General features: G+C 73.3%; 25 protein-coding genes. 9 read left to right on the top strand and 16 right to left on the bottom strand.

Going from position 1 to position 24,323, the window contains the following annotated elements; translation table 11 throughout:
- Positions 1-2 precede the first annotated feature (2 nt).
- The 3 genes from HNR61_RS05815 to HNR61_RS05805 are packed head-to-tail and all read right to left on the bottom strand — an operon-like array spanning position 3 to position 1,888.
- Positions 3-209, bottom strand: coding sequence for a winged helix-turn-helix transcriptional regulator (locus HNR61_RS05815; protein WP_376770246.1), 207 nt, complete (start codon positions 207-209; stop codon positions 3-5).
- Between the two features lie 54 nt (positions 210-263).
- Positions 264-716 carry a Zn-ribbon domain-containing OB-fold protein gene (locus HNR61_RS05810; protein WP_182841977.1) on the bottom strand — a complete coding sequence of 151 codons (453 nt, stop codon included), beginning with the start codon at positions 714-716 and terminating at the stop codon, positions 264-266.
- Entirely contained in the window at positions 713-1,888 is a 1,176-nt protein-coding gene (locus HNR61_RS05805; protein WP_067820435.1) for a thiolase C-terminal domain-containing protein, read from the bottom strand. Before HNR61_RS05805 ends, HNR61_RS05810 begins: the two co-directional genes overlap by 4 nt.
- Positions 1,889-2,293: 405 nt before the next feature.
- On the opposite strand from HNR61_RS05805, the gene HNR61_RS05800 reads away from it, so the two are divergent.
- Positions 2,294-2,797, top strand: coding sequence for a flavin reductase family protein (locus tag HNR61_RS05800; RefSeq protein WP_312897780.1), 504 nt, complete (start codon positions 2,294-2,296; stop codon positions 2,795-2,797).
- Positions 2,798-2,801: 4 nt separating this feature from the next.
- Here HNR61_RS05800 and HNR61_RS05795 read toward each other — a convergent pair whose 3' ends face one another.
- The 6 genes from HNR61_RS05795 to HNR61_RS05770 form a co-directional block, all read right to left on the bottom strand.
- Positions 2,802-4,025, bottom strand: coding sequence for an ROK family transcriptional regulator (locus HNR61_RS05795; protein WP_182841975.1), 1,224 nt, complete (start codon positions 4,023-4,025; stop codon positions 2,802-2,804).
- On the bottom strand, positions 4,025-4,777 hold the full coding sequence (locus tag HNR61_RS05790) for an ATP-binding cassette domain-containing protein (RefSeq protein WP_067820428.1): 753 nt from the start codon (positions 4,775-4,777) through the stop codon (positions 4,025-4,027). The genes HNR61_RS05795 and HNR61_RS05790 overlap by 1 nt, the downstream gene beginning before the upstream one ends.
- 162 nt (positions 4,778-4,939) lie before the next feature.
- Positions 4,940-6,235 carry a sugar ABC transporter permease gene (locus tag HNR61_RS05785; protein ID WP_182841974.1) on the bottom strand — a complete coding sequence of 432 codons (1,296 nt, stop codon included), beginning with the start codon at positions 6,233-6,235 and terminating at the stop codon, positions 4,940-4,942.
- An 11-nt stretch (positions 6,236-6,246) separates the two neighbouring features.
- Positions 6,247-7,059, bottom strand: coding sequence for an ATP-binding cassette domain-containing protein (locus tag HNR61_RS05780; protein WP_182841973.1), 813 nt, complete (start codon positions 7,057-7,059; stop codon positions 6,247-6,249).
- A gap of 99 nt (positions 7,060-7,158) precedes the next feature.
- Complete coding sequence (locus tag HNR61_RS05775) at positions 7,159-8,244, bottom strand: sugar ABC transporter substrate-binding protein (RefSeq protein WP_182841972.1); 1,086 nt, start codon at positions 8,242-8,244, stop codon at positions 7,159-7,161.
- Positions 8,245-8,582: 338 nt separating this feature from the next.
- Positions 8,583-8,879 (bottom strand): hypothetical protein, encoded by a 297-nt coding sequence (locus HNR61_RS05770; RefSeq protein WP_182841971.1) that lies wholly within the window; start codon positions 8,877-8,879, stop codon positions 8,583-8,585.
- 235 nt (positions 8,880-9,114) lie between these two features.
- On the opposite strand from HNR61_RS05770, the gene HNR61_RS05765 reads away from it, so the two are divergent.
- Positions 9,115-9,831, top strand: coding sequence for a hypothetical protein (locus tag HNR61_RS05765; RefSeq protein WP_182841970.1), 717 nt, complete (start codon positions 9,115-9,117; stop codon positions 9,829-9,831).
- 4 nt (positions 9,832-9,835) lie between these two features.
- Here HNR61_RS05765 and HNR61_RS05760 read toward each other — a convergent pair whose 3' ends face one another.
- The gene (locus HNR61_RS05760) at positions 9,836-10,906 is read right to left on the bottom strand and encodes a zinc-binding dehydrogenase (RefSeq protein ID WP_182841969.1); all 1,071 of its coding nucleotides are present in this window, start codon (positions 10,904-10,906) and stop codon (positions 9,836-9,838) included.
- 195 nt (positions 10,907-11,101) lie between these two features.
- On the opposite strand from HNR61_RS05760, the gene HNR61_RS05755 reads away from it, so the two are divergent.
- Positions 11,102-13,630 (top strand): M14 family zinc carboxypeptidase, encoded by a 2,529-nt coding sequence (locus HNR61_RS05755; RefSeq protein ID WP_182841968.1) that lies wholly within the window; start codon positions 11,102-11,104, stop codon positions 13,628-13,630.
- Between the two features lie 78 nt (positions 13,631-13,708).
- Here HNR61_RS05755 and HNR61_RS05750 read toward each other — a convergent pair whose 3' ends face one another.
- On the bottom strand, positions 13,709-14,380 hold the full coding sequence (locus HNR61_RS05750; RefSeq protein WP_182841967.1) for an aminoacyl-tRNA hydrolase: 672 nt from the start codon (positions 14,378-14,380) through the stop codon (positions 13,709-13,711).
- 229 nt (positions 14,381-14,609) lie between these two features.
- On the opposite strand from HNR61_RS05750, the gene HNR61_RS05745 reads away from it, so the two are divergent.
- Positions 14,610-15,668 carry an Rv1352/Rv1906c domain-containing protein gene (locus HNR61_RS05745; RefSeq protein ID WP_182841966.1) on the top strand — a complete coding sequence of 353 codons (1,059 nt, stop codon included), beginning with the start codon at positions 14,610-14,612 and terminating at the stop codon, positions 15,666-15,668.
- Here the strand turns inward: HNR61_RS05745 and HNR61_RS05740 are convergent.
- On the bottom strand, positions 15,665-16,624 hold the full coding sequence (locus HNR61_RS05740) for a UbiA family prenyltransferase (RefSeq protein ID WP_182841965.1): 960 nt from the start codon (positions 16,622-16,624) through the stop codon (positions 15,665-15,667). The two genes, HNR61_RS05745 and HNR61_RS05740, sit on opposite strands and share 4 nt — an antisense overlap.
- Before the next feature lie 103 nt (positions 16,625-16,727).
- On the opposite strand from HNR61_RS05740, the gene HNR61_RS05735 reads away from it, so the two are divergent.
- Together HNR61_RS05735 and HNR61_RS05730 are read left to right on the top strand one after the other, a co-directional pair.
- Positions 16,728-17,396 (top strand): GntR family transcriptional regulator, encoded by a 669-nt coding sequence (locus tag HNR61_RS05735; protein ID WP_182841964.1) that lies wholly within the window; start codon positions 16,728-16,730, stop codon positions 17,394-17,396.
- A 23-nt stretch (positions 17,397-17,419) separates the two neighbouring features.
- On the top strand, positions 17,420-18,427 hold the full coding sequence (locus HNR61_RS05730; RefSeq protein WP_182841963.1) for a 1-aminocyclopropane-1-carboxylate deaminase: 1,008 nt from the start codon (positions 17,420-17,422) through the stop codon (positions 18,425-18,427).
- Positions 18,428-18,508: 81 nt separating this feature from the next.
- Here the strand turns inward: HNR61_RS05730 and HNR61_RS05725 are convergent, their stop codons facing one another.
- Positions 18,509-19,303: a hypothetical protein gene (locus HNR61_RS05725; RefSeq protein WP_182841962.1), complete on the bottom strand. Its 795-nt coding sequence runs from the start codon at positions 19,301-19,303 to the stop codon at positions 18,509-18,511.
- Between the two features lie 170 nt (positions 19,304-19,473).
- On the opposite strand from HNR61_RS05725, the gene HNR61_RS05720 reads away from it, so the two are divergent.
- Positions 19,474-19,992 (top strand): hypothetical protein, encoded by a 519-nt coding sequence (locus HNR61_RS05720; RefSeq protein ID WP_182841961.1) that lies wholly within the window; start codon positions 19,474-19,476, stop codon positions 19,990-19,992.
- A gap of 42 nt (positions 19,993-20,034) precedes the next feature.
- Here HNR61_RS05720 and HNR61_RS05715 read toward each other — a convergent pair whose 3' ends face one another.
- Together HNR61_RS05715 and HNR61_RS05710 are read right to left on the bottom strand one after the other, a co-directional pair.
- The gene (locus tag HNR61_RS05715) at positions 20,035-20,184 is read right to left on the bottom strand and encodes a hypothetical protein (protein WP_182841960.1); all 150 of its coding nucleotides are present in this window, start codon (positions 20,182-20,184) and stop codon (positions 20,035-20,037) included.
- Between the two features lie 22 nt (positions 20,185-20,206).
- The gene (locus HNR61_RS05710) at positions 20,207-20,812 is read right to left on the bottom strand and encodes an HAD-IA family hydrolase (protein ID WP_182841959.1); all 606 of its coding nucleotides are present in this window, start codon (positions 20,810-20,812) and stop codon (positions 20,207-20,209) included.
- 131 nt (positions 20,813-20,943) lie between these two features.
- Here HNR61_RS05710 and HNR61_RS05705 point away from each other — a divergent pair, with 131 nt between their 5' ends.
- Positions 20,944-21,612 (top strand): TetR/AcrR family transcriptional regulator, encoded by a 669-nt coding sequence (locus tag HNR61_RS05705; protein WP_182841958.1) that lies wholly within the window; start codon positions 20,944-20,946, stop codon positions 21,610-21,612.
- Between the two features lie 72 nt (positions 21,613-21,684).
- Here the strand turns inward: HNR61_RS05705 and HNR61_RS05700 are convergent, their stop codons facing one another.
- Positions 21,685-23,835 (bottom strand): MMPL family transporter, encoded by a 2,151-nt coding sequence (locus HNR61_RS05700; RefSeq protein ID WP_182841957.1) that lies wholly within the window; start codon positions 23,833-23,835, stop codon positions 21,685-21,687.
- Positions 23,836-24,094: 259 nt separating this feature from the next.
- Between HNR61_RS05700 and HNR61_RS05695 the strand changes: the two genes are divergently transcribed.
- Entirely contained in the window at positions 24,095-24,319 is a 225-nt protein-coding gene (locus tag HNR61_RS05695; protein WP_067820500.1) for a hypothetical protein, read from the top strand.
- The last annotated feature ends 4 nt before the right edge of the window (positions 24,320-24,323 follow it).

The following is a 24,323-nucleotide window of genomic DNA, read 5'->3' as shown; positions in this document are numbered from 1 at the left end:
GTTCACGAAACGGCCAGGCCCTCGTCATAGGCGGCGCGGGCCGTCGCGGTGGCCTCCCACTCGGCCCTGGGCGGGACGGTGGGGTACACGGTGCGCGTCAGCAGGCCGTCCCGTTCCGGGTCGCGCGGGGTCAGGGTGGGCATCCGCCGGCTGATCCCCGGGTCGCCTCCGCCACGAAGGTGCCCTCCTCCACTCGGACCGACGGTCACGGATCATGGCCACTGTAACAATCGGCGCACTCGTGGAGGCGGGCCTCCTGTCCGTCACGTTCGAGGAGACGACGCGCGCGCCGCCGGGTCCCGAGGGCGCGGCCGCCAGCGGACCAGGGTCGTCTCCTCGTCCACGTCGGTGAAGACCGCCTCCACCGGGAAGCCCTCGTGCAGCTCGGACGGGTCGCCGTCGACCAGGTCGCCGTACATCAGCATGTCGTGGCCCTCGTCCAGCCGGACCGCGACGACCGTGTAGGGCACCTCGTCGGCCATCGACCGCATGAAGACCTGGTGGTTGACGATCCAGGTGTAGACGCGGCCCGTTCCGCTCACCGGCACCCAGAGGTGCTCGCGGCCGCGGCACCGGTTGCAGACCGCGCGGGCCGGGAAGCGCGGCGTGCCGCAGCTCACGCAGCGCTGCACGGTCAGCTCGTGCCGCCGCACGGCCTGCCACCAGGGCGCGGAGTCGCGGTCGGTCTCGGGACGCGGACGCTGGGCGAGGCTCACGGGTCACTCCTGAGGATCAGCGCGGACGTGCCGGCCAGGACGTAGCCGGGCTGGGCGGTGGACAGCGCGACCTCCGCGCCCGGCACCTGGCGGTCGCCCGCCGCGCCGCGCAGCTGGGAGACCGCCTCGGCGACGTGGTTGATGCCGTGGACGTAGCCCTCGGACAGGAACCCGCCGTGGGTGTTGACCGGCAGCGCCCCGTCCAGGGCCGTCGCGCCGGACTCCACGAACGGGCCGCCCTCGCCCTTGGCGCAGAACCCGTAGTCCTCCAGTTGCACGAGCACGGAGTAGGTGAAGCAGTCGTACAGTTCGGCGACGTCGATGTCGCCCGGCCCGACCCCGGCCATCGCGTACAGGCGCGGCGCGATCCGGGCGGCCTCGGTCACGGTGAAGTCGGTGCCGGTCATGCCGCTCCCGGCCCCGGACAGGAAGCTGTCGCCGCCGCCCCACGCCGCGCCCGACACCAGGACGGGCCGGTGCCGCAGGTCGCGGGCGCGCTCGCGGGAGGTCACCACCACCGCGCACGCCCCGTCGGTCTCCAGGCAGCAGTCCAGCAGCCGCAGCGGCTCGGCGATCCAGCGCGAGGCCAGGTAGTCGTCCAGCGTGATCGGGTCGCGTTTCAGGGCCCGCGGGTTCTTCACCGCGTTCGCCCGCTGCGCGACCGCGATCCGGCCGAGCTGCTCGTGCGTGGTGCCGTAGGCGTTCATGTGCGCCCGCGCGTACATCGCGAACTGCTGCGGCGGCGCGAAGTACCCGTAGGGGGCCTGGTACTGCGCGTCGAAGACCGGCGCGGGCGCGCGCCCGGTGCCGCCCATCCGGAACTCCGAACGCGCGTTGATCGCCCGGTAGCACACCACGGTCTCGGCGACCCCGGACGCGACCGCCATCGCCGCCTGCGCGACCACCGAGTGCGAGACGCTCCCGCCCCCGAACTGGTCCAGGTACCAGGACACCTCGGGGACGCCCAGCGCGGGCGCGACCACCCACGGCGGCGTGGAGTCGCCGACCCGGTGCGTGGCCAGCGCGTCCACGTCGTCCACGGTCAGGCCCGCGTCGTCCAGCGCGGCCAGGATCGCGTCGGCCGCCAGCGTCAGGGTCGAGACCCCCGAGTCCCTGCTGAACGGGGTGTAGCCGACCCCGACGATCGCCGTCCGGTCGCGGAAGCCCGTCACATGCCCTCCCAGTCACCCGAGCAAGCGCTTGACCGCGAGCGTAGGCGCGGCCGGACGGCGGCGTCAACGGCGCGCGGCCTCGGCCCGCGGTCCTAGCCCGACCCCGGACTTTGGACGGAGATCCCCCCGCTTGGGCCCCCTCCCGGAATCAAGCGCCCCACCAGGGCCTTTAGATGATGGGGGGTCGGTGACGGGCCGGGGGCGGCTTGACACCCCGGAGGCCGCCCGCCTATCGTCCAAGCAAGCGCTTGGCTAAGAGAAGGGAACGGGTCCATGGCCGACAACGCCGCCGCGGCCTCCGTGGCCTCCCAGGCCTCGCCCGCAGCCGGCACGGCCGGACACCCCGCGGGCCGGAGAGTGAAACCTCTGATGCAGCCATCCCCCCAGGGCCGGGCCGGTGCCCCGGTGACCGACGGCGCAGCGGTGACCGACATCGACAGCGCCCGCTTCCGCTCGGTCCTCGGCCGCTTCGCCACCGGCGTGGTCGCCATCACCGGCATCGACGCCGGCTCCGGGCGCCCCACGGGCCTGGCCGCCAACTCCTTCACCTCGGTCTCGCTGGACCCGCCCCTGGTGGCGTTCTGCGTGGCGCACACCAGCAGCACCTGGCCGCTGCTGCGCGCCGCCGACCGCCTGTGCATCAACATCCTCAGCGAGCCGCAGATCGAGGTCTGCAAGCGGCTCGCGGTCAAGGGCGGCGACAAGTTCGCCGACATCACCTGGACCGGCTCGCCCGGCGGCAGTCCCGTGATCGAGGGCGCCCTGGCGTGGATCGAGGTCTCGGTCGAGCAGGAGCACGTCGCGGGCGACCACGTGATCGTGGTGGCGCGCGTGCGGGCCCTGGACAAGCACCACGAGGGCGAGCCGCTGCTGTTCTACAAGGGCGGTTACGGCCGGTTCGCGGGCTGAGCCCTCAGGTCGCGGCCGGTTCGCGCAACCGCGCCAGCACCTGCAACGGGTCGGCCAGCACCTCCGCGAACGCGTACTCGGCCGCCCCCACCAGCGTGACGTCGTCGCCGAGCGCCGAGGTGCGCAGCTTCACGCGTTCGCGCGGCGCGGCCAGCGCGCTGCTGGCCAGCACGCTGCGGACCTGCGCCGCCGACCCCAGGTAGATGTCGCGCAGCGTTCCGCCGAACACGACCATCCCCGGGTTGAAGATGTTGACCAGGTTGGCGACGCCGAACCCCAGCCAGTTGCCGACCCGGTGCAGCGCCTCGCGCGCCACGATGTCGCCCCGGTCGGCGGCGTCCACCACGGCGCGGACGGCGTCGCGCCCGGTCTCGCCGGGCCGCTCGGCGCGCCCGGCGTGGGCGAGCAGGGTCCGCTCCCCCACCTCGGTCTCCAGGCAGCCGCGCGCGCCGCACGCGCAGGGCCGCCCGTTCGGGTTGACCATCATGTGGCCGATCTCGCCGCCGAACCCCTCCTGGCCGCCCAGCAGCCGCCCGCCGACGATGATGCCGCCGCCGACGCCGACGTCGCCGTGCAGGTAGATGAGGTCGTCGCAGCCGACGCCCGCGCCGCGCTCGTGCTCGGCCAGCGCGCCGAGGTCGGCGTCGTTGCAGACGGCGACCGGCACGCCCAGGCCGAGGCGGCGCGACAGGGACTCGCCCAGCGGGACGTCGCCGACGTCCAGGTTGGGACCGAACATGATCTGGTGGTCGGCGCGCCGCACCACGCCGGGGAACGCCAGCGCCGCCCCCACGCACACCGCGTCGCGCCCGGCCTTGCGGACCAGCGAGCGGGCCGCGCCCGCCAGCACGTTGACCAGCTCGGCGCCGTCGGGGTCGCCGGGCGACCGGGTGGTCTCGCGCCGGTCCAGGATCTCCCCGCCGAGACCCACCCGCGCGACCGCGAGCCGGTCCACGCCGGCGTCGAACGCCAGCACGTACACCCGCGTCGACTCCGGCCGCACCACCAGCGACGGCCGCCCGGCGCGGCGGCCGGGACGGCGCGGCAGCTCCTCCCGGACCAGCCCGGCGGCGGTGAGGTCGGCGGTGAGCGCCATGATCGTGCTGCGGTTGAGGCCCAGCGACTCGGCGAGCGTGGCCCGCGACGCCGGACCGCGAAGATGGACGAACCGCAGCAAAGTGCCCAGATTGTGCCGCCGGATGTCCTCCTGCGAAGGTCCCGCCCTCATCATGCGCGCAGCCCGAGCTTTCCACTGCGCCCGGCGGTGATCAGCTCGACGACCTCGCGGTGGGTGATGTCGGAGGTGCGGACCTGCGCGGCCATCCGGCCCAGGTACAGCGCGGCGATGCGGTCGGAGACGGCGAACACGTCGTTCATGTTGTGCGAGATCAGCACCACCGCCAGGCCCTTGTCGGCCAGACGGCGCACCAGCTCCAGGACCTGCTGGGTCTGGGCGACGCCGAGCGCGGCGGCGGGCTCGTCCAGCACCACCAGGCGGCTGTCCCACAGCACGGCGCGGGCGATCGCGACGGTCTGCCGCTGTCCGCCCGACAGCGCCGCCACCGGACGCCGCACCGACCCGATCGTGCGGACCGACAGGTTCGACAGGACGCGGGTGGCCTCCTCCTCCATCGTGGAGTAGTCGAGCGACAGGCCCCGGGTCCGCTCCCGGCCGAGGAACATGTTCTCGACGATGTCGAGGTTCTCGCACAGCGCGAGGTCCTGGTGGACGATCTCGATGCCGAGGGCGTTGGCGTCGCGGGGGCTGCGCGGCCGCACCGGGACGCCGTCGAAGTAGAACTCGCCCCGGTCGAGGTCGTGCACGCCGCCGATGCACTTGACCAGCGTGGTCTTGCCCGCGCCGTTGTCACCGACCAGTGCGGTGACCTCCCCCGGGTAGGCGACGAAGTCGACGTCGTGCAGCACCTGGACCGAGCCGAAACTCTTGTCGATGCCGCGCAGGTCCAGGACCGGTGTCACTGCCCTCTCCCACCGTGCCGCCGCGCCGCTTCGGGTCGTGCGGTGCTGGCTGGTGAGGGTAGCAGCGGCGGTCGCGGGCCGGAAAGCCGGAGCCGGTGGCCCGGCGGCGCCGCGCGCCGCCGGACCACCGGGCCACCGTGTCACGTCATCCCTCCGCGACCGTCATCTTCCGGCGGACGAACGCCGTCGCCGGGCCAGCGCGTCGATGCTGGCGGCCAGCAGCAGCACGCTGCCGGTGATGAGGAAGTTGAGGTAGGCCTTGGTGCCCAGCAGGCCCAGCCCGTTGTCGATGATCGCGATGACCAGGCCGCCCAGCACCGCGTCGCGGGCCTTGCCGCGCCCGCCGAACAGGCTCGTCCCGCCGATCACGGCCGCGCCGACCGCGTACAGCAGGTCGTTGCCGGCGCCCGAGCTCGGGGTGACCGAGTTCAGCCGGGAGGCGGCGACGATGCCGGCGATCGCCGCCAGCGTCGAGGCGATCATGAAGACGGAGATGCGGATGCGGGTCACGTTCACGCCCGCGCGGCGCGCGGCCTCGGCGTTGCCGCCGACGGCGTAGACGTGCCGGCCGTAGGGGGTGCGGCCCAGCACGAACGTGCAGGCGATCAGCAGCACGCCCACCAGCAGCACGCCCCACGGGATGCCCGCCAGGGTGATCAGCGGGCTGGGCGCGCGGTCCTGGCTGAGCAGCAGCGTGCCGCCCAGCAGCGCCGCGGCCACGACCGCGACCCGCGCCACCACCATCTGGAGCGGCTTGACCGACAGGCCGCGCGAGTGCTGCTGCCGCCAGCGCCACAGCTGCACGGCGGCGTAGCCGGCCGCGCACGCCGCGGCCAGCGCCCAGCCGAGCGCGACCGGCATGTTCTTGTTGGCCAGCGCGACGATGACGTCGTCGCGGACCGGGACGGTGCCGCCCTCGCCGACCAGCCGCAGCGTGATGCCCTGCAGGCCGAGGAACAGCGCCAGCGTCACCACGAACGAGGGGATCCGGATCACCGCGACCAGCCAGCCGATCGCGGTGCCGATCACGATGCCGGTGACGACCGCGCCGAGCACGGCCACGTACCACGGCTGCCCGGAGTCGACGATCAGCTTGGCCATCACCGCGGCGCACACGCCGCTGGTGACTCCCGCCGACAGGTCGATCTCACCGAGCAGCAGCACGAACACCAGGCCCATCGCCAGGATGGTCACCGGCAGCGCCTGGGTGAACAGGTTGGCGATGTTGCGGTCGGTCAGGAACGTCTCCGGGCGCAGCGCCGTGAACAGCGCCACCAGCGCGACGATGCCGAGGATGGCCGGGATCGCGCCCAGGTCGCCGGAGCGGACCTGCGCCCAGTAGTCGCGGAGCGCGCCCGCCACGTCGTTCTGGCGGCGGTCGGCGGCGAAGTCCGCGTCCGCCATCCGCACCGGGCCGCTTTTCATGGCCCCCTGCTCCTTGGGGGTGTCGGTGGACATCGATGCTCCCACTACATGCTCTCGGCCGCGGTGGCCGGGGCGAGTCCGAGGTCGCCGGAGCGACCGGCGGTGATGAGTTCCACGACCTGGCCGTGGGTGACGTCGTCCTTTCTCACCTCGGCCGCGACCCGGCCGAGGTACAGGGTGGTGATGCGGTCGGCGACCTCGAACACGTCGTTCATGTTGTGCGAGATCAGCACCACGGCGTGGCCGGTGTCGGCCAGCCGCCGCACCAGGTCCAGGACCTGCCGGGTCTGGGCGACGCCGAGCGCGGCGGTCGGCTCGTCGAGGATGACCACCTTGGAGTCCCACAGCGCGGCCTTGGCGATGGCGACGGTCTGCCGCTGCCCGCCCGACAGGCTGGACACCTGCTGGCGCACGGACTTGACGGTGCGGACCGACAGCTTGGCCAGGGTCTCGCGGGCGGCCTGCTCCATGGCGTTCTCGTCGAGCACGATGCCCCTGCGGCGCTCGCGGCCGAGGAACATGTTCTGCACGATGTCGAGGTTGTCGGCCAGCGCGAGGTCCTGGTAGACGACCTCGATGCCGAGCCCGGCCGCCTCCCGCGGGCTGCCGATCTCCACCTTGCGGCCCTCGAACTCGACGGTGCCGGAGTCGATCGGGTGGATGCCCGCGATGCACTTGATCAGGGTGGACTTGCCCGCGCCGTTGTCGCCGACGAGGGCCATCACCTCACCCTTGCGCAGGGTGAAGTCCACGTCGTGCAGGACGTGGACGGCGCCGAAGCTCTTGTTCAGCCCGGTGATCTTCAGGACGGGTTCGCCGTCGCGGTCGGCGGCGGGACCTCGGGTGGGGTCGGTCACGGTGCTCCTTCCGGAGACGTCGGGCCCGTGGCGGGTCCCCCCAGCGGTGGGGGACCCGCCACGGTGTCAACGGGGATCTGCTGGAACGGTGACGCGGGGTCAGCCGATCCCGGCGGCCTTGCACTTGTCGGCGTAGGCCCCCTTGCAGAGCTCGTCCTTCTTCACGAACCCGTCGTCGACGACCTGCTTGATGTTCTCCTTGGTGATGCCGATCGGGGTGAGCAGCACCGAGGGGACGTCGCGGTTGCCCTTGGAGTCCTTGGTGGTGCCGTTGGTCTCGGGCTTCTGGCCGTTGAGGACGGCGAGCGCGAGCTTGGCGGCGGCGTCGGCCTCCTGCTTGACCGGCTTGTAGACCGTCATGCACTGGGTGCCGTCGAGGATGTTCTGCAGGCCCTGCACGGTGGCGTCCTGGCCGGTGACCGCGACCTTGCCGGCGGCGTTGTTCTTCTTCAGGATCGACACCGCGGCGTTGCCGAGGCCGTCGTTGGCGGCGAGCACGCCGTCGATCTTGCCGTTCTGCTGGGTCCACATCTGCTCGAAGATCGTGGCGGCCTTCTGGTTGTCCCAGTCGGGCACGGCCTGCTCGGCGACCTTCTTGTACCTGGTGACCTTGTCCAGGACGCCGTGCGCGCCCTGGGAGAACAGGGTGGCGTTGTTGTCGGTGGGCGCGCCGTTCAGGTAGACGATGTTGGCGTCCTTGTCGCCCAGGCACTTCTGCAGGCCCTTGCCCAGCTCCTCGCCGACCTTCACGTTGTCGAAGGAGACGTAGTAGTCGCTGACGCCGCCGAGGGCGAGGCGGTCGTAGTCGATGGTCTTGACGCCCTGCTGCTGCGCCTTGCGCTGCACGGCGGCGGCCGAGTCGGAGTCCAGGCCGTCCAGCACCAGCACGGTCGCGCCGCTGGTGATCATCTGGTCGGCGATGGTCTGGAAGCGCTGGGTCGAGCCCTCGGCGTTCTGGATGTCGTACTGGACGCCGGCGGCCTTGAAGGCCTGCTCCAGGTACGGACGGTCGAAGCTCTCGTAGCGGACCGAGGACTTGGTGTCGGGCAGGATCACGCCGATCTTGCCTTTGGCCTTGGCGTCGCCGCCGCCGGAACCGGAGCCGGAGTCGTCGCCGCCGCAGGCGGTGAGCGTGAGCGCGGCGGCGGCCGTCAGAGCGGTCAGGCCGAGGATCCCCTTGCGCATGGCCGGGTCCTTTCAGGGTCGGCCGCGGTGCGGCCGTTCGGGGTGGGTGAATGTTGTGCCCCGCAACTTATGTCGGCTTCGCGCGGGACGCCAGACCTTCAACGAGGTCTATTTGTTGTTCGCAGTAACAATCACGTAACACGCCCTCACCTGGGAGAAGATCATCTCTTCGGCTTCCCGACCAGGTGACGCACTCTGATCGATACCCCGTCCGGAAGGGGAGAATGTTTCCGGACTCAACATTCGTCCACCAGACAGGACGCGTGTCGGACCCGCGCCCGGCCCGGGGTGATCATGCGGAGGGCGCCGGTGTGCCGGGCGTCCGCATGATCACTGTTTCAGTGGGCGGCGAGCACCCGCGCGACCCGGTCGGCCGCGACGGCGACGTCGCGGGCGGGAGCGATCCGCTCGGCCCACGACCACCAGTACCACCAGCCGTCCGCCCCCTCCTCGGCCAGGATGTTCTCCGTGAGGACGGAGGCGTCGGGATTCATGACGTGCAGGCTCGGCTCCTGTAGCCGGGGAAGGGTGAGCCTCACCCTCAGTCCCCGTCTCGCCAGCTCGTCGCCGAGCTCTTCCAGATATTCGAGCCGCGTCTTCGGCAACGCGGCCGTTCCCGTATCGTCAGGCGTCATCCTCGGTCACTCCCCCTGGGTTCCGCATGGCCCGACGAGGACTCAGCCTCCCCGTTCGACGGCCGCTCCGCAAGCACTTCGGGCAGGTCAGAGCACCGGAACACCCCCTGGAAAGGGGGTGGGGCGAAAGCGCGCGACGGCGCCCGCCGGGCGTGGCGGACCGGCGCAGCGCATGCGGGACCGCATCCGGGATATCTTGCCCACATAACTGCTTTCAGGGCGGATTGGGGAGACGATGACCGGGAGCGCGGGGGCGGGCCGGGACAAGACGCCGGGGCTGACCCGTCCGGACATGCCGCTGCCGAAGCGGCCCGGCTCCGAGGCCACCGCGGGGGACCCCCTCCCCACCCCGCCCGCCCCTCCGGAGCCGCCGCGGCGGCCGGAGCCGGGGCCCGGCACCGGTTCGGGCGGCCGGAACTGGCACCGCTGGCACTACCCGGTCGGCGTGTTCCTGACCGCCTACGGGGTGACGACGCTGGCCGCCACGGCGATCGGCTGGAGCGACCGGCGCGAGTGGTTCGCCGGCTACGTGGGGTCGGGCCTGGCGGTTCCGGCGCTGGTGGCGGTGAAGGTCGTCGAGCTGCTGCTGGTGCTGGTCGCGCTGGCCGGGCTGCTGCGCCGCCGGGACGTGTGGTTCCTGCCCGCGCTGGCGGGCTGGATGGCGGGCTTCGGCGTGTTCGCCGTGCTGGACCTGGTCAAGGGCGAGTGGCTGGCGCTGCTGGAGCACGGCGCGTACCTGGTCGGCTTCGCGGTGCTGCTGTTCGTGTCCTACGGGCTGAGCGTCAGGGCGCGGGTGGGCCGGCGTCCGGCCGCGTCCGCGGCCCCGCAGGCCGGGGGCGACGCGCCGGGCGGCGGCCTCACCCGGACGCAGGAGTTCGCGCTGGCGGCGCTGGAACGCTGGCAGCGCACCCAGCAGAACCGCCAGCAGCCGCCGCAGGACCCCACCCCCTGACCGCTCAGGGGACCACGACGATCTTCGCGTGCTCCTCCGGCCGCGCCAGGTCCGCGAACGCCCCCGCGACCCCGTCCAGGCCGACCGTCCCGGTGATGATGGACCCGGCGTCGATCCGCCCCTCGGCGATGGCGTGCAGCGTCGCGCCGTACTCGGCCGGGTAGGCCCCGAACGTCCCGCGCAGCGTCAGCTCCTTGGTCACGGCCACGCCCGGCTCGATCCGGTCGGACTGCATGCACACCCCCACCACCATGACCGTCGCCCCGGCGGGCGCACCCTCGATGACCTGCCGCAGGACGCCGGGCACCCCGACGCACTCGAAGATGACCGCGCCGCGCGCCGGGACGCCGAGCAGCTCGGCCGCCATCCGGTCCACGGTCCCGACCGGCACGTCCAGGTCGGCCCACCGGTCGTAGGGCGAGGCGACGGCCGGATCGATCACCTCGTCCGCGCCCAGGCCCGCGGCGAGCGCGCGCCGCCGGGCCGAGAAGTCCACGGCCAATACGGGCCCGTGGCCGCGCGCCGTGAGCGCGGCGACCACGCCGAGCCCGATCGGACCGAGGCCGAGCACCACCGCGACGTCGTCCGCGCCGATCCCGCTGCGGTCCACGGCGCGGGTGGCGACCGAGAACGGCTCGGTGAGCGCGGCGACCCTCGGGTCCAGGCCGTTCGGCACGGCCATCGTCAGGCCCTCGTTGAGGATCATGTACTCGCCGTAGCCGCCGGGGAACATCGGCGCGTACCCGACGATCCCCGCGCCCTGCGGGCCGATCCCGATCGGCGGCCCGCACACCACCGTCCCGACCGGCAGCTCGCGCCGGGTGCCGGGACCGTACTCGACGATCTCGGCGGCGAACTCGTGGCCGAACACCAGCCCGTCGCGCGGGTCGTAGGGGGTGCCGCCGGAGCGCCGGGCGGTCTCCATGAACGCCTCCGGGTCGGCCAGCGCGTGCAGGTCCGAACCGCAGATGCCGCAGGCCAGCGTGCGCACCAGCAGCTGCCCGTCGAGCGGCACCGGGTCGGGCACCTCGGTCACGACCATGGTGTTGTCCTTGGTGGTCAGCGCGGCGCGCATGGCTGCCTCCCCGGGCGGTCCTCGGAAAAACGCTCCGTCCCCGCACCGAACCACGTTCACCGTCCCGGCGGTAGCCCCCCTCACCAGGGAACGCCGGCGGATCCCCGTCAATCAACGGAAACGATCAACGCCGGGCGGGTTATTGGCACAAGTTGCCATTGGTGAACGTTTGGGCCGGTGACACTTTTGGGGCCCATGAGAGCCCGTAGCCTCGCGTGGTCAGCGCTGCTGTCCGCGTCCCTGGTGGTTCCGGCCACGTCCGCCGCCCAGGCGGCCCCGGCCCCCGCCACCTGCGACCCCACCCAGACCACCCCGGTGTACCGGGGCAAGGTCCCCTCCCCCAAGGACGTCCTCGGCATCGAGTTCGGCGAGCGCAAGGTCACCGCCGCCGAGTCCGACCGGTACCTGGAGACCGTCGCCGCCAGGAGCGAGCGCGTCGTCTCCGGCACCCTCGCCACCTCGGCCCAGGGCCGCCCCCTCAAGTACGCGGTCGTCGGCCGCCCCGAGCTGCTCACCAAGGCCGGGCTCGGCCGGGTGCGCGCCGAGGCCGCGCTGCTGCGGAACCCGCACACCCCCGCGAGGATCGCCGAGAGGCTGGCGCGGCGCGGGATCCCGATCCTGTGGGTGAGCGGCAACGTCCACGGCAACGAGCCCAGCGGCACCGACGCGGCCCTGCGCACGCTGCGCGACCTGGGCGACCGTTCCGACTGCGCCGCGACGAACATCCTGGACAACGCGCTGGTCGTCGTCCTGCCGGTGCAGAACCCCGACGGGCGCGAGGCGGGCACCCGGCACAACGCCTACGGCTTCGACATGAACCGCGACTGGTTCGCGCGCACGCAGCCGGAGACCGACGGCAAGCTGTCGATGCTGAGCAAGCTCCCGCCGGTCCTCTTCATCGACGCGCACGAGATGGGCGGCACGTCCTACTTCTTCCCGCCCAACGCCGACCCGGTCTACCACGAGACGCCCGAGCAGGCGATCGGCTGGATCAACGACGTGTACGGCGCGTCGATGATCAAGGAGTTCACGCGCCAGGGCATCGACTTCTTCAACCGCGACACCTACGACCTGTTCTACCAGGGGTACGGCGACACGGTCCCGACGACCGGGTTCCACGCGGCCGGGATGACGTTCGAGAAGGGCGGTGCCAGCCCCTACCCCGAGAAGGTGCGCGAGCAGTACCTCACCCAGTGGGTGTCGCTGTCGGCGGCCGCCGTCAACCGGCAGCGGATCCTCACGCAGTGGCACCAGATGGCCGTGGACGCCTACCGGCAGGGCAGGGCCGGGAAGCTGGAGCCCAACCAGGTCTACAACCCGCCCAACCAGGTGGACCGGCCGGTGCCCGACCGCAAGGTGCTGCACTACTTCCTGCGCGCCGACGACCCGACCAAGCGCGCCGAGGTCCGCACGATCGTGCGGCGGCTCCAGCGCATGGGCGTGCGGGTGGACCGCCTGGTCCGGCCGGTGACCGTGCCGGACTACAAGGAGTACGGCCGCCCCGCCGGCAGGGCGACGCTGCCCGCCGGGACCTACCACGTCTCCATGGCCCAGGGTCAGAAGCACTGGATCCAGGCCATGCTGAACGAGGACTCCTACACGCCGTTCCCCTACTTCTACGACGTGACGGCGTGGAGCATGCCGCTGCTCGGCAACGTGTCGGGCGGCTCGTCCGGCGCCGACCTGAAGCCGCGCACGGCGCCGCTGCCCACGCTGCCCGCCGAGCGGCCGGCCAGGCCCGGCAAGACACCGAAGATCGCGATCCTGGAGCCGGCCCCGTCCGCCACCAACTCCACCGTCCGCCAGTCGGCCGGGTGGCTGCGGCACAAGCTGGACCGCGAGTGGCGGATGCCGTTCACCGTGCTGTCCCCGGCCGACGTCGCCGCGGGCAGGCTGAACGGCGCGCAGGTGCTCCTGGTGCCCAACGGCCCGGCCGACGGCGCCTACGACGGCCTCGGTGAGGCCGGGCGCGCCGCGCTCCAGAAGTGGACGCGGGACGGCGGCCGCTACGTCGGCTGGCAGGGCGGTGCGGTCCTGGCCGCCCGCCTCGGCCTGACCACCAGCACGCTGGCCGAGCCGACCTCCGACGTCCCCGGCACGCTGTTCCGCGTGAAGGTCGACCCCAGGAGCCCGCTGGCGAGGAACGTCGGCCCCACCGCCTGGTCGTTCTACGCCTACGACCTGGTGATGCGGCAGTCCGACCCGGCCCGGGTCGCGGTCGCCTACCCGGCGGTGGACTCGCCGGACTGGTTCGTCTCCGGGTTCGAGAAGGGCGCGGCCGAGCTGGGCGGCACCGCCGCCGCCACCGACGAGAAGGTCGGCCGGGGCCGCACGGTCCTGTTCGCGGCCGAGCCGAACTTCCGCGCCCTCACCGACGGCACCGCCAAGCTGCTGCTCAACGCGATCGCCGGTCCGGACCCGGCGGCCCGCGCCGCGGCGCTCGCCGCCCCGGCCCCCGGCTCGGCGCAGGCCCGGCAGGCGCGGTCGCTGCCGCGGTTCACGGCCCCGGTCCGCGTGTCGGTGAAGGCGGCCGACGCGGCGCGGGCGGCGGGCGTGCTGCGTTCCCTCGGGGCGAAGTGGACCGAACAGCGCCACGGCGACGTCGTCCGCTACGTCATCGACAACCCGCAGGGCCTGACGGCCGACCAGCACCCGTTCGCGGGCCGCGTCCCGGCGCTGATCCGCAAGGCGGGCATCACGCCCGTCGCGGTGACGCTGCCGTGACCGGCTGACGGCGAGGGGCGCGGGAGGAGACTCCCGCGCCCCTCGCTTTCGCGTCGCCCGGGTCCGGCGGAAGCGACGTCAGCGGACGATCCAGGCGATGGCGGTCATCGTCCCGGGCGGGACCTCGGTGAAGCCGCCGTCGCGGACCGCGACCGTCGCGCGCTCCACGCACCGGCCCCAGGCGATGTCGCGCACCAGGTGGACGCGCAGGCCGCCCTCGATCCACGCCGTCACGTCCGGCACCGCGCCCTGGCGCAGCAGGAGCTGGGCCGCGTGGCCGCACTGCGCCGCCGCCTTGCCCGTGGTGATGGAGACGCCGGGGTTGAGGGCGAGGGCGGCGTAGGGCGGCTCGGGGGCGGGCTCGGGCTCCTCGTCGTCGGGCAGGTCCAGCCCCGCGACCTGGAGCTTGGCGATCTGCGGCGGGACCTCCGCCACCGGGCCGGGAACGAGCGCGCGCACCTCGGCGCCGTTCACGTCCACCGTCACGCCCGGCGGTTCCTGGGCCTCCGGCCAGCGCACGCCCCGCGCCCGCCGCGTGACCTTGCGGATGCGCCGCGACTCCCACTGCCGGACCGCCTCGGCCCACTCCCCCTCGGGATCGGCGGCGCGCGGGTCGGTCAGCAGCTCCACCACCGCCGTCGCGGCGGCCTCGCACACCGCGCCGTGGGAGGGCGGGGACGCCTTCTCCGCGCGCACCACGAGCTGCATCGCCCAGGGCGGATCGTCAAGAGGGTCGTAGTCAGGTCGCACGCCAGGAGTATTCCACCGGCACGTCCATGACCCGTCCCGCCCCTGCCCATCACGGGAGAAGACGGCCCAATCTCTCCCCCGGCGGGTGACTTCCCCCCTCGGATGTGGGTACGCAACTCTTGCCGCTCCTCGGACGTCGGTACGGGTACGGGACGGAGTCCGCGGGGTGGGCCCCGTTCGCGGGGGCGCGAGGGAACACGGCGGGAGAGGTCGGGTTCGGAGGTCGCCGGTGACCAGTGGTGCCTGGGGCAACTCCATTCCAGGAGTCGGAACGTTCTTCGTCGGCATCGACGTCGCGCCGGGCCGGTACCGGTGCGCGGAGGGCAAGGGCGGCTGGTGGGTGCGGTTCACCGGTCCCGGCGGCGGTGAACCGGTGGGGTCCTGGCCGCTGCCCGCCGGCCCCACCGAGATCGAGATCGCGCCGAGCGACTTCGCGTTCGAGACGCACATCGGCAGCCACTGGGAGCGCGTCGCGCCCGCCCGCGCCGACGAGGAGGGCCCGGCCGAGCCGCGCCCGGTCGCCGACCCCACCCTGCGGCAGGAGCTGGATCGGGCGGTGGCGCGCCGCCGCCCGCTGGTGTGGCTGGCGCCGCTGGCGGTGCTCGGCGTCGGGCTCGCCGGATCGGTGTTCCTGGGGACGCTGTGGCTGCTGGGCATGGCGATGATGGCCACGCTGATCGCGCTCGGCACCCCGTCGGTGTCGCTGGACCTGCAACGCGCCCGCGAGCTGGACCGCCGCCGCGACCGCTACCTGATGCCCGAGCAGCTCGACGAGGACGCCCGCGCGCTGCTGGGCCGCGTGCAGCGCGCGATCGACACCGTGCGCGACTCGGAGGTCAACCGGGAGGGCATGCTCGACTCGGTCGACAACGCCGTCACCCTCCCCCGCCAGGAGTGGGAGATCGCCCAGGTGCTGGCCCGCCAGTCCAGGCTGCGCGCCGAGCAGGGCGAGGCCACGCTGCCGGAGGTGAAGGCGGCGCTGAGGCCGTTGCAGGAGAAGCTGGACCTGTCGGTGGAGGCGGTGACGCGGCGCGTGGAGGCGCTGGAACGCTACGCCGAACGCACCCGCGCCGCCGACGAGGCCCTGCGCGCCCACCGGCAGCTGGAGGCGCTGACCGAGCACGCCCACGAGTACGACGAGCTGCTGGCCGACACCGTCCGCGACGACCTGGCCATCCCGGCGATCGAACGCCTCACCGCCCAGAGCGACGCCCTGGTCGACACCCTCCGGACCCGCCTCACCGAAGCCACCGAGGCCGGCGACGAACTCCCACCCGCGAAGCCCTAGAGCACGCCGGTGTAGGCCAGCGCGAACACCCCGCACGGGATCAGGAAGAGCCAGCTCACGGTGGTGATGCCGTGGACGATCTCGGCGGGTTCGCGGGCTCGGCCGAGGAGGCGGTGGTAGGCGGCGACCAGGAGCGGCGCGCTGATCGCCTGGGGCCACAGCAGCCGGTGCGGGAAGACCTGTCCCCGGGCCGCCAGCAGCACCGTCAGCGCGCAGGCCGCCGTCCACGCCGTCAGGCCGATCCGGTAGGCCGCGCGCGGGCCGAGCCGCACCGCGATCGTGGTGTAGCCGCTGGCCAGGTCCGCCCGGTAGTCGGTCACCGCCGTCGGGACGTAGAGCGCGACCGCGACCAGCACCCCGAGCACCGCCATCACCCACGGGAACCCGTCGAGCGGCCGGACCACCGTCCACCCGGCCGCCGGCGCGAACCCGCCGACGGCCACCGCGTTGGTCGCCACGTCGAACCCCGGCCGGTCCTTCAGCCGCACCGGCGGGACGCTGTAGAGCCAGCCCAGCACCAGGAACCCCAGCGTGACCAGCGTGAACGCGGGCCGCACCGTCCACGCCACCGCCAGCGCCGCGACCGCCGCGACGTGCGCGACCACCGTCGCCGCCCGCGCCGACATCCGGCCCCCGGCCAGCGGGGCGTCGTCCTTGCGGGGGTTGCGGCGGTCGCCCTCCAGGTCGCGGGCGTCGTTGATCGCCAGCACCGCCAGCCAGACCAGCGGACCCCACACCACCAGCCCGGTCAGCACGGGCGCCAGGGCCTCCGGGCAGCCCCGGCCGGGCGGCACGCACACGTCCTGCCCGGCGATCAGCCACCGGGTGGCCAGCAGGTGCCCCACGTAGAACGGCACCAGCGACACCAGCCACAGCGCGGGCCGGGCGACCAGCCACAGGTCGAGGAGGAAGCGGCCGCCGCTCGCGGCCGTCCGGACGCCTTCGCGAACGCGCATCGCCGGTCACCCCCGGGCGATCGGGATCGGAAGCGGGGTCCCCCTATTAGACAACACGTTCATTTCTTGACAGGGACCCGAGTCGTGGCATGCAATATATTGCATGCCAGTTCCCCGGAGCCGTGCCACGATCCCCCGGTCCCTCCTGCGCGACAACGCCTACCGCGCCCTCCGCGACGCCATCGTCGACGGCACCCTCGCCCCCGGCGAACGCCTGGTGGACGCCGAGCTGGTCGACTGGCTCGGGGTGAGCCGCACGCCGATCCGGGAGGCCCTGGCCCGGCTGGAGCAGGCGGGCCTGGTACAGACCCGGCCGGGCCGCCACACGATCGTCAGCCCGCTGGACCTGCGCGCGACGCGGTCGGCGGTCGCGGTCGTGGCGGCGATGCACGAGGTGGCGGTCCGCGAGGCCGTCCCGCACCTGTCGGACGCCGAGCTCGACGCCATGCGGGCGGCCAACGCCGACTTCGCCGCCGCCCTGCGCGACGGCGACGCCGAGCGGGCGGTCGACGCCGACGACCGCTTCCACGGCGTCCCGGTGACCGCCAGCGCCAACCAGGCCGTCGCGACCGTCCTGGAGCAGTTCACGCCGGTCCTGCGGCGGGTGGAGCGGCTCCGCTTCTCCTCGCTGTGCGGCCGGGCGTCGGTCGCGCAGCACGACACGATCGTCGCGTTGTGCGAGGCCGGGGACGCCGAGGCCGCGGCGGCCGCGGCCCGCGACAACTGGCGGACCCTCCTGCCCCTGCTCGCCGGACCCCTGTCCGGCGACTGACCCTCGACCCTCCGGGAGCGCCCATGTCCCTGGCCGACTTCGACCGCCACCCCCTGCTGTTCGGTCCGAGCCCGATCCATCCGCTGGACCGCCTCAGCGCGCACCTGGGAGGCCCCCGCGTCTGGGCCAAGCGGGAGGACTGCAACAGCGGTCTCGCCTACGGCGGCAACAAGACCCGCAAGCTGGAGTACCTGGTCGCCGACGCGTTGCGGCAGGGCGCCGACACCCTGGTCAGCATCGGCGGCATCCAGTCCAACCACACCCGGCAGGTCGCCGCCGCGGCCGCCCGCCTCGGTCTGAGGGCGGTCCTGGTCCAGGAGAGCTGGGTGGACTGGCCGGACCCGGTCTACGACAAGGTCGGCAACATCCTGCTGTCCCGGATCATGGGCGCCGACGTGCGGCTGGTGGACGCGGGCTTCGGCATCGACGTCAAGGAGAGCTGGGAACGGGCCCTGGACGAGGTGCGCGCGGCCGGCGGCACCCCGTACCCGATCCCCGCCGGGGCGTCCGACCACCCGCTGGGCGGCCTCGGCTTCGCCCGCTGGGCCGAGGAGGTCCGCGCCCAGGAGGAGGAGCTGGGGGTCTTCTTCGACACGATCGTGGTGTGCAGCGTGACCGGCAGCACCCAGGCCGGGATGGTCGCGGGCTTCGCGGGCCAGGACCGCCCCCGCCGCGTGCTGGGCGTCGACGCCTCCGCCAGGCCCGCCGAGACCCGCGCGCAGGTCGCGAGGATCGCCCGCGGCACCGCCGACCTCATCGGCCTGGGCCGCGACCTGCGCGACGACGAGATCGTGCTGCTGGAGGACTGGGCGGGCGACCGGTACGGCGTCCCGGTCGACTCGACCATGGAGGCGATCCGGCTGTCCGGCTCCCTCGAAGGCATGATCATCGACCCGGTCTACGAGGGCAAGTCGATGGCGGGCCTGATCGGGCTGGTCCGCGGCGGCGACATCCCGCGCGGCTCGAACGTCCTGTACGCCCACCTGGGCGGGCAGCCCGCGCTGAACGCCTACAGCGGCGTCTTCGGCTGACCCGCCCCTCCTCGGACCGCGCCCGCCGCCGACGGCCCGCCGCGCACGGTCGGCGGCGGGCGCGGTCGGCGGCGGGCGCGGTCAGCGGCCGGGGGCGGTGACGAGCGTGGCGAGGCCGTGCAGGAGACGCCGCTCGTGCCACCGGGAGCGGTCGATGTCCGGTCGCGCGTAGGAGGGGATGTCCCCGTTCAGCAGGTCGACGAGCCCCGGTTCGCCGAGGGCCCGCGCCGAGAACGCGTACAGCTCCCGCAGCCTCGGCTTGATGACCCCGTGGTCCAGCATCCGGGCGCGCCGCCCCTCCAGGTCCATGACCCGCCCGGTGCTCCAGCCGTCCAGGGGGTAGTGCTGCGGGAAGACGTTCCGCAGGTCCAGGAACATCCCGACCGACCCGGTGCGCGGATCGCCCAGCCGGGGGCCGAGCGCGGCCAGCGGCCCCAGCGCCAGGCGCGGCACGGCGACCATCGCGTGCGCGTAGAGGACCCGCGACAGGGTCACGTTGATCATCAGTCGCTCGGCGGGGAGCTCGGCGGCGGCGAGGTCCTCGTTCTCCAGGTAACCGGCCACGACGCTGGAGTTGTGCGCCCGGTACCAGCGTTCGGGCGACGGTCCGGCCAGGAACGCGGCCCAGGCGCGCGCGCCCGCCGACGGCGGTTCCCCGCCGTCCTCCCGGACGAGCGCGGCCTCGGCCCTGTCCCGCAGCAGCCGGTCGTTGACCGCCCGCCACCACGGGCTTCCCGAACGCTCGTCCAGCACGCCCCGGTCGATCTCCCACCGCAGGAACCGCAGCTCGGCACGCGCGTACCGGGCGATCTCGCCGCGTCCCCGGTAGAACCCCGCCGCGGCCTCCAGCCGCCACGCGCCCCCTGCCTCCGCCATGCCCCCATCATCCCCGTGCCGCCGGGTCCGCCGTGACCCGGCGCCGATCATCCCGCGATCGGCGGGTGAGGGGCCGGTGAATTCTCCCGCGGGGGCTTCCGGCGCGCGGTCCGCGTCCTTCATGATCGTGGGGGGTTTCCGCCGTCCCGAGCCTCACCGGAGGAGCACCGATGCCCGTTCCGTCCCTGTCCCGCGTGGCCGCGCCGGCGTTCGCGGCCGCGGCCGCCGTGTCGCTGGCCACCCCCGTCACCGCGTCGGCCGCCGTCGCCCCGGCCGAGGCGCGGGCCACGGCTCAGGTCACGGCCGAACCGCGGGTCCAGGCCGCGGCCAAGCCGCCGAAGCGGAAGATCACCTTCACCAACAAGTACTACGACACGTTCTTCCAGCTCGGTCCGTGCCACGCCGAGGCGTACCACCGCAACATCGGCAGCGTGATCGGGCCCGGCTGGACCTACATGGCCACCCACACCCGGCTCTACCGGGGCTCGAAGAACGACTGCCGCGTGTCGGTCAAGCTGCGCTTCCGCGCGATGAAGGACCGCAAGCTGCACACCCTCACGCGCTGGAAGAAGAAGGGCACCGCCGGGGTGGACGTCAGCGGCAAGCGCTGCTGGTCGGAGCACACCCTCCACTACAAGAAGTACTCCTACACGGTGAAGCTGGTCCGTGACGGCGGCACCCGCTGCTAGTCCCGTGCGCGAAGGGGCCCCGCCGTTCCGGCGGGGCCCCTCTCACTCCTCGACGACGCAGCCGCAGGGGCCCAGCGCCACGAGCCCGTCGCCCGCCGGGCGGACCTCCCGCACGCGGCCGCCGCACAGCGGGCAGCCGGTGCCGAGCAGGTCGGCGGGAACGGGCAGATCATCGGATACCGCGGTCGTCACGGACGATCATGTTAGTACCGTCTCAGGCGCCCACGGCCGCGCGGACCCCCTCGGGGGAGGTGAAGACCTCGGCGCGCATGCCGACGGCGCGGGCGGCCGCCACGTTCGCGGCGTTGTCGTCGAAGAAGACGATGTCGGCGGGGGCGGCGCCGAGGCGCTCGGCGCAGATCAGGTAGGCGCGGGGGTCGGGCTTGGCGACGCCGATCCGGCAGGAGTAGGTGAGGGCCGCGAACCGGCGCAGCCAGGAGCCGTGCCGGGCCTCGAACCGCGGGATCAGATCGGTGATGATGTTGGACAGCAGCCCGAGCGTGCGGCCCCGGTCGGCCAGCTCGCCCACCAGCGCGACCATCGCGTCGTCCACGTCGGTCCAGCTGTTCAGGTCGGCCTCGACCAGGGCGGGGACGTCGGGGATCGCGATCCCCAGCCGGCCGGCGACGGCCGCCCAGTAGTCGGCGCTGGACTGGCCCGCGTCGTAGGCGGGGCGCCGGTCCCAGTAGGCCTCCCAGAACGCCGGGGCGGGCACGCCCGCCTCCGCCAGACCGGCCCGGGTCTCGATCTCCCGGCGGGCCTCGTCGGTCTGGGTGCGGGCGATCACCCCGTACAGGTCGAACACGATCACGTCGGACATGCGCCCGAGCCTATGCGGGACGGGACACGCCGGGTCCGGCGTTCTTCGAACAAGCGCTTGATAGCGCGCGTACCCTGGGGGTGACGCGCCCATTTGAACAAGCGGTTGGGCGCACCCGGCATAATGAGAGGGTGACGACCACGAGCGCGAACTCCGGACGCCCCAGAAACCGTGCCACGGGTGAGGGCGGAGCCCGCCGCCGCGGCAAGGGTTCGGCCGCCCTGGCCTCGGAACGGCGCGAGCACCTGGTGCGGCTCGCGGCCGAGCTGTTCGCCGAGAAGGGCTACCAGGCCACCACCGTGCGCAACATCGCCGACGAGGCCGGCATCCTCTCCGGCAGCCTGTACCACCACTTCGACTCCAAGGAGTCGATCGTCGACGAGATCCTCGCGGGCTTCTTCAACGAGATCATGGCGGCGTACCGGAAGGTCATCGACGAGGGCAAGGACCCGCGCGAGACCATCGCCGGGCTGGTCCGCATCGCGTTCGGCACGCTGGAGCCGCACCGCGCGGCGATCACGGTCATGCAGAACGACTGGAACCACCTCAAGAGCGTGGAGCGCTTCGCCTACCTCACCAGGTCCGAGGACGAGGTGGAGAGGATGTGGGTGGACACCATCAAGGCCGGCCAGGAGCAGGGCCTGTTCCGCCCCGACATCGACCCCAAGCTCACCTACCGGATGATCCGCGACACGGTGTGGGTGGCGGTCCGCTGGTTCCGGCCGGGCGGGCGGCTGGACTCCCAGGGCCTCGCCGACCACTACCTCAAGGTGATGTTCGACGGCATCAACACGCACTGACGACGTCCGGACGCGGTCCGGCCGGGAACGCCTTCGCGTCCCCGGCCGGACCGCGCCGTCATGGGCGCGCCGTCACGACCGCACCGGCACGCGCTCGTCCACCGCCGGCTCGGCGGCCAGCCGGGCGGGCAGGATCCGCGCCAGCGGCCCCGGCAGCCACCAGTTGGCCCGGCCGAACAGCTCCATCAGCGCCGGGACCAGCACCATGCGGACGACCGTCGCGTCGATGACGATCGCCACGGCCATGCCGAGGCCCATCTGCTTGACCGCGATGTCCGCGCCGAGCAGCACCGACAGGAACACCATCACCATGATCGCCGCGGCGGCGGTGATGACGCGGGCGGTGCGGGCCAGGCCCTGCGCGACGGCCTCGCGGGTCTCCACGCCCCGCTCGTACAGCTCGCGGATCCGCGAGACGAGGAACACCTCGTAGTCCATCGACAGCCCGAACAGGATCGGGAACATCATCAGCGGCACCCACGTCGCCACCGGCATGTCGGTGGGGAAGCCGAGCAGCCCGCCGCCCCAGCCCCACTGCACGACGGCGGTCAGCACCCCGTAGGCGGCGGCGACCGACAGCAGGTTCATCACCGCCGCCTGCAACGCCACCGTCACCGACCGGACCAGCGCGACCAGCAGGAACAGCGACAGCCCGACCACGACCGCGACCAGCACCGGCAACCGCTCCCGTACGTCGTCGGCGAAGTCGATCGATCCGGCGTTCGGCCCGCCGATGTGGACCTCCAGGGCCGTGCCCTTCGTGGCGGACGGCACCACGTCGTCGCGCAGGCGGTGGACCAGTTCGCCGGTCCTCTCGTCCAGCGCGGCGGTCGTGGGGAACGCCACGAACATCGACGCCGCGCCGTCCCGGCTGCGCACCGGCGGCTGCACCGCCGCCACGCCCGGCGTGCGGCGCACGGCCTCGGCGACCGGGGCCGCGTCACCGCCCTGCACGGCGACCACCAGCGGCGCGCCCGTCCCGGGGCCGAAGCCCTCCGACAGCAGCTTGTGGGACGCGTAGGCGCTGCTGTCGCGGGGCTGGACGCTGTCGTCGGGCAGGCCGAGCCGCATCGACAGCGCGGGCGCGGCCAGCGTCAGCAGCACCGCGGCGGCGGCGAGCCCGGCCAGCAGGGGGCGGCGCTGCACGGTGCGGGCCCAGCGTTCGGCGGCGGGGCGGCGGGCCCGGCCGAGGCCCGGGACGCGCAGCCGGTCGATGCCGCGCCCGGCGAACCCGAGCAGCGCGGGCAGCAGCGTGACGGCCGCCAGCATCGTCATCAGCACCGCGACCCCGGCGGCGGTGGCGACGCCGGTCAGCAGGTCCTGCCGCATCACCAGCAGGCCCATGAGCGCGATCACGACGGTGGTCCCGGCGAACAGCACGGCGCGCCCGGCGGTGGTGAGCGCGGTGACGACGGCCGACTCGGGGTCGGCCCCCTCGGCCAGCGACTCGCGGTAGCGGGTGACGATGAACAGCGCGTAGTCGATTCCGACGCCCAGGCCGATCAGCACCGCGACGATCGGGCTGAACGACGGCGCCGGCAGCAGGTGCCCCAGCAGCATGATCAGCGCGAGCCCGGAGCCGATCGCCAGCAGCGCGGTGAGGATCGGCAGGCCCATCGCCAGCACCGAGCCGAACGCGACCAGCAGGATGACGACGGCGGCCAGCACCCCGACGCCCTCCGACGGGCCGCCGCCGGGCGTCTCGGCGGCGGTGACCGCGGAGCCGCCCAGTTCCAGCCGCACCGGCCCGTCGCTCCTGCGCACCTCGTCCAGCAGCTTGACGACCTCGGCCGTCGGCATGTCGTCGGCCGACACGGCCAGGCCCGCGGAGGCGAACGCGGTCCGGCCGTCCCGGGAGATCTGGCCGGGCGCCTGGTAGGGCGAGGACACCGACGTCACGTGCGGGGTCGTGGCGAGCCGCCGCACGGCCCGCTCGACCTCCGCGCGCACGGCGGGCGTCCGCACCCCGGCGTCGGCGCGGACCACCAGCATGATGCTCTCACCGCTGGTCCCGGGAAAATGCCTCTCCAGGACCTCCTGGGCGCGGGCGGACTCCGACTCGCCGCCGGTGAAGTCGTTCAGCGGCTCGGCGGCGTTGGAGAAGCCGAGGAACATCACGGCCACCGTCCCGACGATCCAGGCCAGGACGGTCAGGCGTCGGCGGCGGTAACAGAGCCTGGCGAGCCGCGACAGCGGCCCTCCGGCGGGATCGGGAACGGGCATGGGGCACTCACCTCGGAGAGAAGTCTCAACGTGTCCCCCCGAGGTTGGCCGCCGGGCGCCCGCCCCCACATCTGACCCGCGGAGTCACCTGTCCGCGCGCGTACTCCCCCGGGCGTACGCCGCTCGGCGGAAGGGTTGACCCCCCTTTACGTTTGCTTTCGTGTCTTTGGTCACACTTGTGCGAATAGGCGTGACGTTCATGGTGCTGGGGACGCTGTTACCGATGAGGCCAGCGGGGGTACGGGGGTGTGTGGACATCATGTCGGCTCAACGGGGCGCCGCCGGACCTGGGGACCAGGCGGCGGTCCGCGCGAACACCGTGCAGGGGCTGCAGGAGCAGTTCCCCGGCGTGCGCGTCTGGTACGGCGAGGCGACGCGGGCATGGTGGGCGCTGGTGCCGTCGGCGAACGGGCCGCGCCTGGTGGAGGCGCCCACCCCCCAGCTGCTGCGCGACGCGATCATCAACGCTCGTTCCCAGGGATGAGGCG

Source organism: Actinomadura kijaniata (assembly GCF_014138665.1).
Classification (GTDB): Bacteria; Actinomycetota; Actinomycetes; order Streptosporangiales; family Streptosporangiaceae; genus Spirillospora; species Spirillospora kijaniata.
This window is presented reverse-complemented; position numbering and strand designations above follow the sequence as displayed.

Coding starts and splice junctions, on each gene's coding strand:
- HNR61_RS05795 (WP_182841975.1), bottom strand. CDS start 4,025: ATGAGGGCGGGACCTTCGCAGGAGGACATCCGGCGGCACAATCTGGGC.
- HNR61_RS05785 (WP_182841974.1), bottom strand. CDS start 6,235: ATGTCCACCGACACCCCCAAGGAGCAGGGGGCCATGAAAAGCGGCCCG.
- HNR61_RS05695 (WP_067820500.1), top strand. CDS start 24,095: ATGTCGGCTCAACGGGGCGCCGCCGGACCTGGGGACCAGGCGGCGGTC.
- HNR61_RS05710 (WP_182841959.1), bottom strand. CDS start 20,812: ATGTCCGACGTGATCGTGTTCGACCTGTACGGGGTGATCGCCCGCACC.
- HNR61_RS05755 (WP_182841968.1), top strand. CDS start 11,102: ATGAGAGCCCGTAGCCTCGCGTGGTCAGCGCTGCTGTCCGCGTCCCTG.
- HNR61_RS05775 (WP_182841972.1), bottom strand. CDS start 8,244: ATGCGCAAGGGGATCCTCGGCCTGACCGCTCTGACGGCCGCCGCCGCG.
- HNR61_RS05730 (WP_182841963.1), top strand. CDS start 17,420: ATGTCCCTGGCCGACTTCGACCGCCACCCCCTGCTGTTCGGTCCGAGC.
- HNR61_RS05760 (WP_182841969.1), bottom strand. CDS start 10,906: ATGCGCGCCGCGCTGACCACCAAGGACAACACCATGGTCGTGACCGAG.
- HNR61_RS05770 (WP_182841971.1), bottom strand. CDS start 8,879: ATGACGCCTGACGATACGGGAACGGCCGCGTTGCCGAAGACGCGGCTC.
- HNR61_RS05735 (WP_182841964.1), top strand. CDS start 16,728: ATGCCAGTTCCCCGGAGCCGTGCCACGATCCCCCGGTCCCTCCTGCGC.
- HNR61_RS05700 (WP_182841957.1), bottom strand. CDS start 23,835: ATGCCCGTTCCCGATCCCGCCGGAGGGCCGCTGTCGCGGCTCGCCAGG.
- HNR61_RS05720 (WP_182841961.1), top strand. CDS start 19,474: ATGCCCGTTCCGTCCCTGTCCCGCGTGGCCGCGCCGGCGTTCGCGGCC.
- HNR61_RS05725 (WP_182841962.1), bottom strand. CDS start 19,303: ATGGCGGAGGCAGGGGGCGCGTGGCGGCTGGAGGCCGCGGCGGGGTTC.
- HNR61_RS05765 (WP_182841970.1), top strand. CDS start 9,115: ATGACCGGGAGCGCGGGGGCGGGCCGGGACAAGACGCCGGGGCTGACC.
- HNR61_RS05740 (WP_182841965.1), bottom strand. CDS start 16,624: ATGCGCGTTCGCGAAGGCGTCCGGACGGCCGCGAGCGGCGGCCGCTTC.